The organism is Cyanobium sp. N5-Cardenillas (assembly GCF_024345515.1).
Classification (GTDB): domain Bacteria; phylum Cyanobacteriota; class Cyanobacteriia; order PCC-6307; family Cyanobiaceae; genus Cyanobium.
Map to the genome: position 1 here is coordinate 1 of NZ_JAGQBG010000194.1, position 6,068 is coordinate 6,068.

Annotated in this window: 5 protein-coding genes; 2 read left to right on the forward strand and 3 right to left on the reverse strand. The window is 68.0% G+C overall.

Annotation, left to right across the window (positions count from 1 at the left end; translation table 11 throughout):
• A partial coding sequence (locus KBZ04_RS13555; protein WP_254992435.1) for a hypothetical protein occupies positions 1 to 714 on the forward strand: 714 nt, incomplete at its 5' end.
• Between the two features lie 43 nt (positions 715 to 757).
• On the opposite strand, the gene KBZ04_RS13560 is transcribed toward KBZ04_RS13555, so the two are convergent.
• The 3 genes from KBZ04_RS13560 to KBZ04_RS13570 are packed head-to-tail and all read right to left on the reverse strand — an operon-like array spanning position 758 to position 3,165.
• Positions 758 to 1,576, reverse strand: a complete 819-nt coding sequence (locus tag KBZ04_RS13560; protein WP_254992437.1) for a CPBP family intramembrane glutamic endopeptidase — start codon at positions 1,574 to 1,576, stop codon at positions 758 to 760.
• Complete coding sequence (clpS, locus tag KBZ04_RS13565) at positions 1,577 to 1,909, reverse strand: ATP-dependent Clp protease adapter ClpS (protein ID WP_254992438.1); 333 nt, start codon at positions 1,907 to 1,909, stop codon at positions 1,577 to 1,579.
• Positions 1,910 to 1,938: 29 nt separating this feature from the next.
• Positions 1,939 to 3,165 (reverse strand): LL-diaminopimelate aminotransferase, encoded by a 1,227-nt coding sequence (locus KBZ04_RS13570; RefSeq protein WP_254992439.1) that lies wholly within the window; start codon positions 3,163 to 3,165, stop codon positions 1,939 to 1,941.
• A gap of 93 nt (positions 3,166 to 3,258) precedes the next feature.
• On the opposite strand from KBZ04_RS13570, the gene KBZ04_RS13575 reads away from it, so the two are divergent.
• Positions 3,259 to 5,904, forward strand: coding sequence for a TIGR03960 family B12-binding radical SAM protein (locus KBZ04_RS13575; protein WP_254992440.1), 2,646 nt, complete (start codon positions 3,259 to 3,261; stop codon positions 5,902 to 5,904).
• The last annotated feature ends 164 nt before the right edge of the window (positions 5,905 to 6,068 follow it).

The following is a 6,068-nucleotide window of genomic DNA, read 5'->3' on the forward strand; positions in this document are numbered from 1 at the left end:
CGAGGAGAGCGCTTTTACAATGCTGGTGGGGAGTTTACGAATAACCGCCTTAGTTCGGGAGCTTTTCTGGACTATCTATATATGGTCTCTGATCAAGGAACCGTATGGCAGGACTACCTTGCCAAGGAGGGGCCTGTCCCAGTGCTGAAGACCAGGGTTGTCGGAAATACGTTTGATAGTCTTAATGGCGGCTATGGAATCTTGATTCGCTCAGATCTGCCGCGTGAAAGCTTGCAGGGCTTTCTTGAAGTTCATGGCAATCAATTTAATAACGGTATTGCGATAAAAAGTGAGCTCCAGGCGGCTGGGGCGCTCGTCTTTGGCGCCAACGTCGTGAATGGAGTGGCGTTTGACAGGCTTCATGTCGGTGGTTTGGTAGGTGATGAAATTAACGCCTCTTCGAACGTTGATGCCCGTAACTGGATCAGTGGCGACCTTGGTAATGACACCCTCACCGGGGCTGCAATGGCCGACGCCTTTGTCTTCGCTACTGCGCTGAATAGCAATTCAAACGTTGATACGATCTCAAACTTCTCGGTGGTCGAGGGTGATAAGATCTGGCTAGACGATGCCATTTTCGCCGCCGGATTTCAGGGAATCACCCAGGTAAACAACGGCTTGAATCTCGAACTTCATCTCTCTGGCACCCTCTTCGCCATCCTTTCAGGGCTTGGGTCCAGTCCCCTGTCGGCCAACGAGTTCGTTGTGTTCTGAGCTGCTCCCTGGGGGCTGTCCATTCCTTCCAGCCCCCGAGGGATCATCCAGAAGCTCGCTCCGCAGTGATCCACCACCGTCTTCGCATCAAGATCAGACCCGCCAGCCCCAGCCAGCCCACCACCCCGCCGATTGGATTCGGGTGGTTTCCCCCCGGACCCACCAGCCAGGCAGGCGCCTCAGCGGCCAGCTCCAGCAGGCCTCCCTGCAGCAAGAACCAACCTGCTACCAGCCCTCCGTGCAACCCCACGGCGCCCCACAGCACGCCGGAATCAGCACACCGCTGCAGTGCGAGAGCCAGCCCCAGCAACATCAGTCCCCCCAGTAGTGCCATGGCTTCGACAGGTCCGAGATTGAAGCGGGTGTGGGCCAGGCTGAACACCAGGGCTTGGCCCCAGAGGGCACGGCGCGCTCCCAGGTGCTGTTCCAGTTCGCCCCAGAGCCAACCACGGAAGAGCAGTTCCTCTGCAAATCCCACCCCAAGTAGGAGGGCCAGGGCATTGAGCAGTTGTGCGGCGCTGACTTGTCCCCGCCACGAGGCCTGTCCACTGAGCAATAGCGCCCCTGCCACCAAGGCCAGCAGCAGGGCGGCCTTGAACAGCCCCCGCACGAACGCTCGCGCCGCCCTGGCCGGGGACGTCACCACCCCAAGCTGCCGCCAAGGCTGCTGCTCCCCCCAAACCCGCTCAATCCGCAGGGGCAGGCTGAGCAGGAGCAGCACAAGCGCCATCCCCGTGCAGACCAGATCCAGCCGGTCCCTGGGCAGGGCGGGAACGAGGAAGGCCAGGGGACGCACCAACGCCCAGCCCAGGCCGTAGAGCACCGGCACGTAGAGCAGGGTGCCGATCCAGCGTGGGCCCATTCAGCCCTCCGGCTCGATCGTGCTGGTGAGGCCCTTGGCCTTCAGGGTTTCGCTGTAGAACTCCGCCGGCTCCAGATCGCAGACGATCACCAGTCCCACGCCGGTGTTGTGGGCTTCCAGCATCACGGCGATGGCATCCTGCTCGCTGAGGGATGGCACCACCTGGCGCAGGGTGTTCACCACGTATTCCATGCTGTTCACCGGATCGTTGTGAAGCAGCACCTTGTAGCGGGGCGAGGTCTTGCGCACCCGCTCGGGCGCTTTCTCGATCACGGCGGCGCCCCCCGGCGATCGGGTGGGGGTTTCGGTCGCCGCCGGGATGGTCATGGGCATGGCCGCTCCGGTCCTCATTAGGGCCAACTCTAAAGAGCCCGGATCCGGCGCATCGCCTCGTCGACGTTGGCGCGGGAGTTGAACGCCGACAGGCGGAAATAGCCTTCTCCGGCGGCCCCGAAGCCGCTGCCCGGTGTGCCCACCACATGGGCCTGGCTGAGCAGGTGGTCGAAGAAGCCCCAGGAATCCAGTCCGTCGGGGGTCTTGATCCAGACGTAGGGGGCCTGCTCGCCCCCGTACACCTGCAGCCCGGCGGCCGCCAGTTCACGGCGGATGATGGCCGCGTTCTCCATGTAGAAGCCGACCAGGCCCCGCACCTGCTCCTGACCTGCCGGGGAGTACACCGCCTCGGCGCCCCGCTGCACGATGTAGCTCACCCCGTTGAACTTGGTGCTCTGGCGACGGTTCCAGAGCCCCCACAGCTCTACGGGCTCGCCGGCGGCCGATCGGCCGGTGAGCCCCCGGGGCACCACGGTGAAGGCGCAGCGGGTGCCGGTGAAGCCGGCGTTCTTGGAGAAGGAGCGGAATTCGATCGCGCAGCGTCGCGCCCCCTCGATCTCGTAGATGGAGTGGGGCAGCTCCGGATCGGTGATGAACGCCTCGTAGGCGGCGTCGAACAGGATCAGGGCGTCGTGGGCCAGGGCGTAGTCGACCCATTGCTTCAGCTGCTCCCGGGCGGCGACGGCACCGGTGGGATTGTTGGGGAAGCAGAGGTAGATCAGATCCACCGGCTGCTCCGGCAGGGGAGCCACGAAGCCGTTGGCGGCGGTGATCGGCAGGTAGGTGAGCCCCCCGTAGCGGCCGCCGTCATCGGCCTCGCCGGTGCGGCCCGCCATCACGTTGCTGTCCACGTACACCGGGTAGACCGGATCAGTCACGGCGATGCGGTTGCCGGCCCCGAGGATGTCGAGGATGTTGCTGCTGTCGCACTTGGAGCCGTCGGAGACGAAGATCTCCTCGGCGCTCACCTTGCAGCCGCGGGCCTGGAAGTCGTGGCGGGCGATCGCCTCCCGCAGCCAGGCATAGCCCTGCTCGGGGCCATAGCCGTGGAAGCCCTCCCGGGTGCCCATGGCCTCGATGGCCTGCTGCATCGCCTCGCGGCAGGCCGCCGGCAGGGGTTCGGTGACATCGCCGATGCCCAGGCGGATCACGGCAGCCTCGGGGTGGGCCTCGCTGAAGGCCTTGACGCGTCGGGCGATCTCGGGGAACAGATAGCCCGCCTTGAGCTTGAGATAGCTGTCGTTGACCTGAACCATGGGAGGGAAGCGGAAGGCGTGGCGGCTGGGCCCGGCGGCATCTTCCTATGGCGCGGTGCGGCCTGCCTACCATCGGTTTCCAGCCCGCAGGCCATGGCCTTGACCGTTGCGCCGATCGACTTCGCCGCGCTGGTGGACAGCAGCATCTCCCGGCCGGCCCGCTACCTGGGCAACGAGCGGGGGGTGGAGCCCCGGGACTGGGCGGCCGCCCGGGTGCGCTGGGCCCTGACCTATCCGGAGATCTACGAGGTCGGCGCCAGCAACCTCGGCCACGTGCTGCTCTATTCCATCCTCAATGCCGTCCCCGGCCAGCTCTGCGACCGCGCCTACCTGCCGGCGCCCGATCTGGCGGCCCGGCTGCGGGATCGGGGCGAGCCCCTGTTCGCGGTGGAGAGCCACCGGCCCCTGGCGGCCTTCGACATCCTCGGTTTCAGCCTCAGCTACGAACTCGGCGGCACCAACATCCTGGAGATGCTGGATCTGGCCGGCCTCCCGATCCGCGCCGCCGACCGCGGCGACCTGCCCCTGGACGACCCGGCGGCGCCGCCGCTGATCTTCGCCGGCGGCCCCACCGCCACCGGCAATCCCGAGCCCTTCGCTCCCTTCTTCGATTTCCTGGCCCTGGGGGATGGGGAGGAACTGCTGCCCGAGATCGGCCTGGTGGTGGCCGAGGGGCGGGCCGCCGGCCTGGGTCGCCGGGCCCTGCTGCGGGACCTGGCCGAGGTGCCGGGGGTCTACGTGCCCTCCCTGTATGCCCCGGGGCCCGACGGGGTGAGCCTGCTGCCGCTGGAGCCCGGTGTGGCCCCCCGGATCCAGCGGCGCACCGCCACCCCCATGCCCCACTACGCCATGGGTCTGGTCCCCCACATCGAGACGGTCCACGACCGGCTCACCGTGGAGATCCGCCGCGGCTGCACCCGCGGCTGCCGCTTCTGCCAGCCGGGGATGCTGACGCGCCCGGCCCGGGATGTGGAGCCCGAGGCGGTGATCGAGGCGGTGGAGGAGGGCATGCTCCGCACCGGCTACAGCGACTTCTCGCTGCTGTCGCTCAGCTGCAGCGATTACCTCTCCCTGCCGGCGGTGGGGGTGGAGCTGCGCAACCGGCTGGCGGAGCACAACGTCAGCCTCACCCTGCCCAGCCAGCGGGTCGACCGCTTCGACAACTCCATCGCCCACATCCTTGGCGGCACCCGCCGGGCCGGGCTCACCTTCGCCCCCGAGGCCGGCACCCAGCGCCTGCGGGACATCGTCAACAAGGGACTCACGGATGCGGAACTGCTGCGTGGCCTCCGCACCGCCATGGAGAACGGCTACAGCCGCGTGAAGCTCTATTTCATGATCGGCCTGCCGGGCGAGACCGATGCCGACGTGCTCGGCATCGTCGACACCTGCCGCGCGCTGCAGCAGCAGTGCCGGGATCTGGGCCGACTGCAGCTCAACCTCACGATCAGCAATTTCACCCCCAAGCCCCACACGCCGTTCCAGTGGCACAGCGTGTCGACGGCGGAGTTCCGGCGCAGACAGCAGCTGCTGCGCGACGCCCTGCGGCCCCTGCGGGGCATCAAGACCAATTACACCGACGTGCGGCTGTCGGCGGTGGAGGACTTCGTGGGCCGGGGTGACCGGCGGCTGGCGCCGGTGATCGAGGCGGCCTGGCGGGCCGGCGCGGGGCTCGATGCCTGGTTCGAATCGGCCGATCGCACCCATGCGGCCTGGACTGGCGCCATCGAGGCGGCCGGCCTGGGGGGCTCCTACCGGGCCCTGGAGATGGGCGGCTGGAGCGCGGCGGAGGCCTTCGCCACGGGCGATCTGGAGGCCTTCTGCCGCCAGCCCCTTCCCTGGGACCACATCGATTCCGGCGTCGACAAGGTCTGGCTGGCGGAAGACCTGCTCCGGGCCCTGGCGGCCGCCGTGGTGCCGGATTGCTCCTTCGAGGGCTGCAGCAGCTGCGGCGTCTGTGGCCCGGAGCTGGGCCACAACCTGGTGATCCCGCCGCCCCCCGTGCCGCCGCCGATCCCGCCGCGGGCCCCGGCCAGCGAACGGGTCTGCCGGCTGCGCTTCGGCTTCGCCAAGACCGGCTCCCTGGCCCTGATCAGCCATCTGGACACCCTGCGGCTGCTGGAGCGCGCCCTGCGGCGCAGCGGCCTGCCGGTGAGCTTCACGGGCGGCTTCCACCCCCTGCCGCGGCTGCAGATGGCGCTACCGCTGCCCTTGGGGGTGGAGGGACTGGGCGAGTGGCTCGACCTCGACTTCGCCGCCCCGGTCGATCCGGAGACGGCCCGCCGGCGCCTGCAGACGGAACTCAGCGCCGAGCTGACGTTGCTCTCGGTGCAGGCGGTGCCCCTGGAGACCCCCGGCCTGGCCCAGCAGATCCGCGCCGCCCACTGGCGCTTCGCCCTGCTGCCGGCACCGGATCGGCCGGCTCCGGTGCCGTCCCAGTGGTCGGCCGCCATTGCCGCGCTGCTGGAGGCCCCCACCCTGCCCTGGCGGGACCAGGACAAGAAGGGCCGCCCCCGGGAGCGGGACTGCCGCCCCTACCTTCTGGCCCTGGGCCCGGCGCCGCTGGAGGCCCAGGCTCCGGGGCAGGCCGGGCTGGTGCTGGATCTGGAGGCTGCCGTGGATCCCCAGGGCCGCAGCCTGCGGCCCGAACAGCTGCGCCAGTGGCTGGGCGAGTCCGTCGGCCTGCCGATGCTGCTCGGGGCGGTCCAGCGCCGTTGCCTCCGGCTTGACGCATGCTAGGTTCGCACTAGTCGGAGAAAGGAATCGCGGGGATCTTCCCTATCGTCCTCCTCCGCCCAGACGCTTCTGCAAAAGGGACGCTTTCTAGAAGCTCCTCCGCGTAAGCGCGATTTCAGTCAACTCTGCTTGGTTCGGTCTTCGTTGCTTCGCATCGGGAAGGGACG

Bases quoted from the DNA above. Each gene is read 5' to 3' on its own strand.
- KBZ04_RS13560 (WP_254992437.1), bottom strand. From the start codon at position 1,576: ATGGGCCCACGCTGGATCGGCACCCTGCTCTACGTGCCGGTGCTCTAC.
- clpS (WP_254992438.1), bottom strand. From the start codon at position 1,909: ATGCCCATGACCATCCCGGCGGCGACCGAAACCCCCACCCGATCGCCG.
- KBZ04_RS13570 (WP_254992439.1), bottom strand. From the start codon at position 3,165: ATGGTTCAGGTCAACGACAGCTATCTCAAGCTCAAGGCGGGCTATCTG.
- KBZ04_RS13575 (WP_254992440.1), top strand. From the start codon at position 3,259: ATGGCCTTGACCGTTGCGCCGATCGACTTCGCCGCGCTGGTGGACAGC.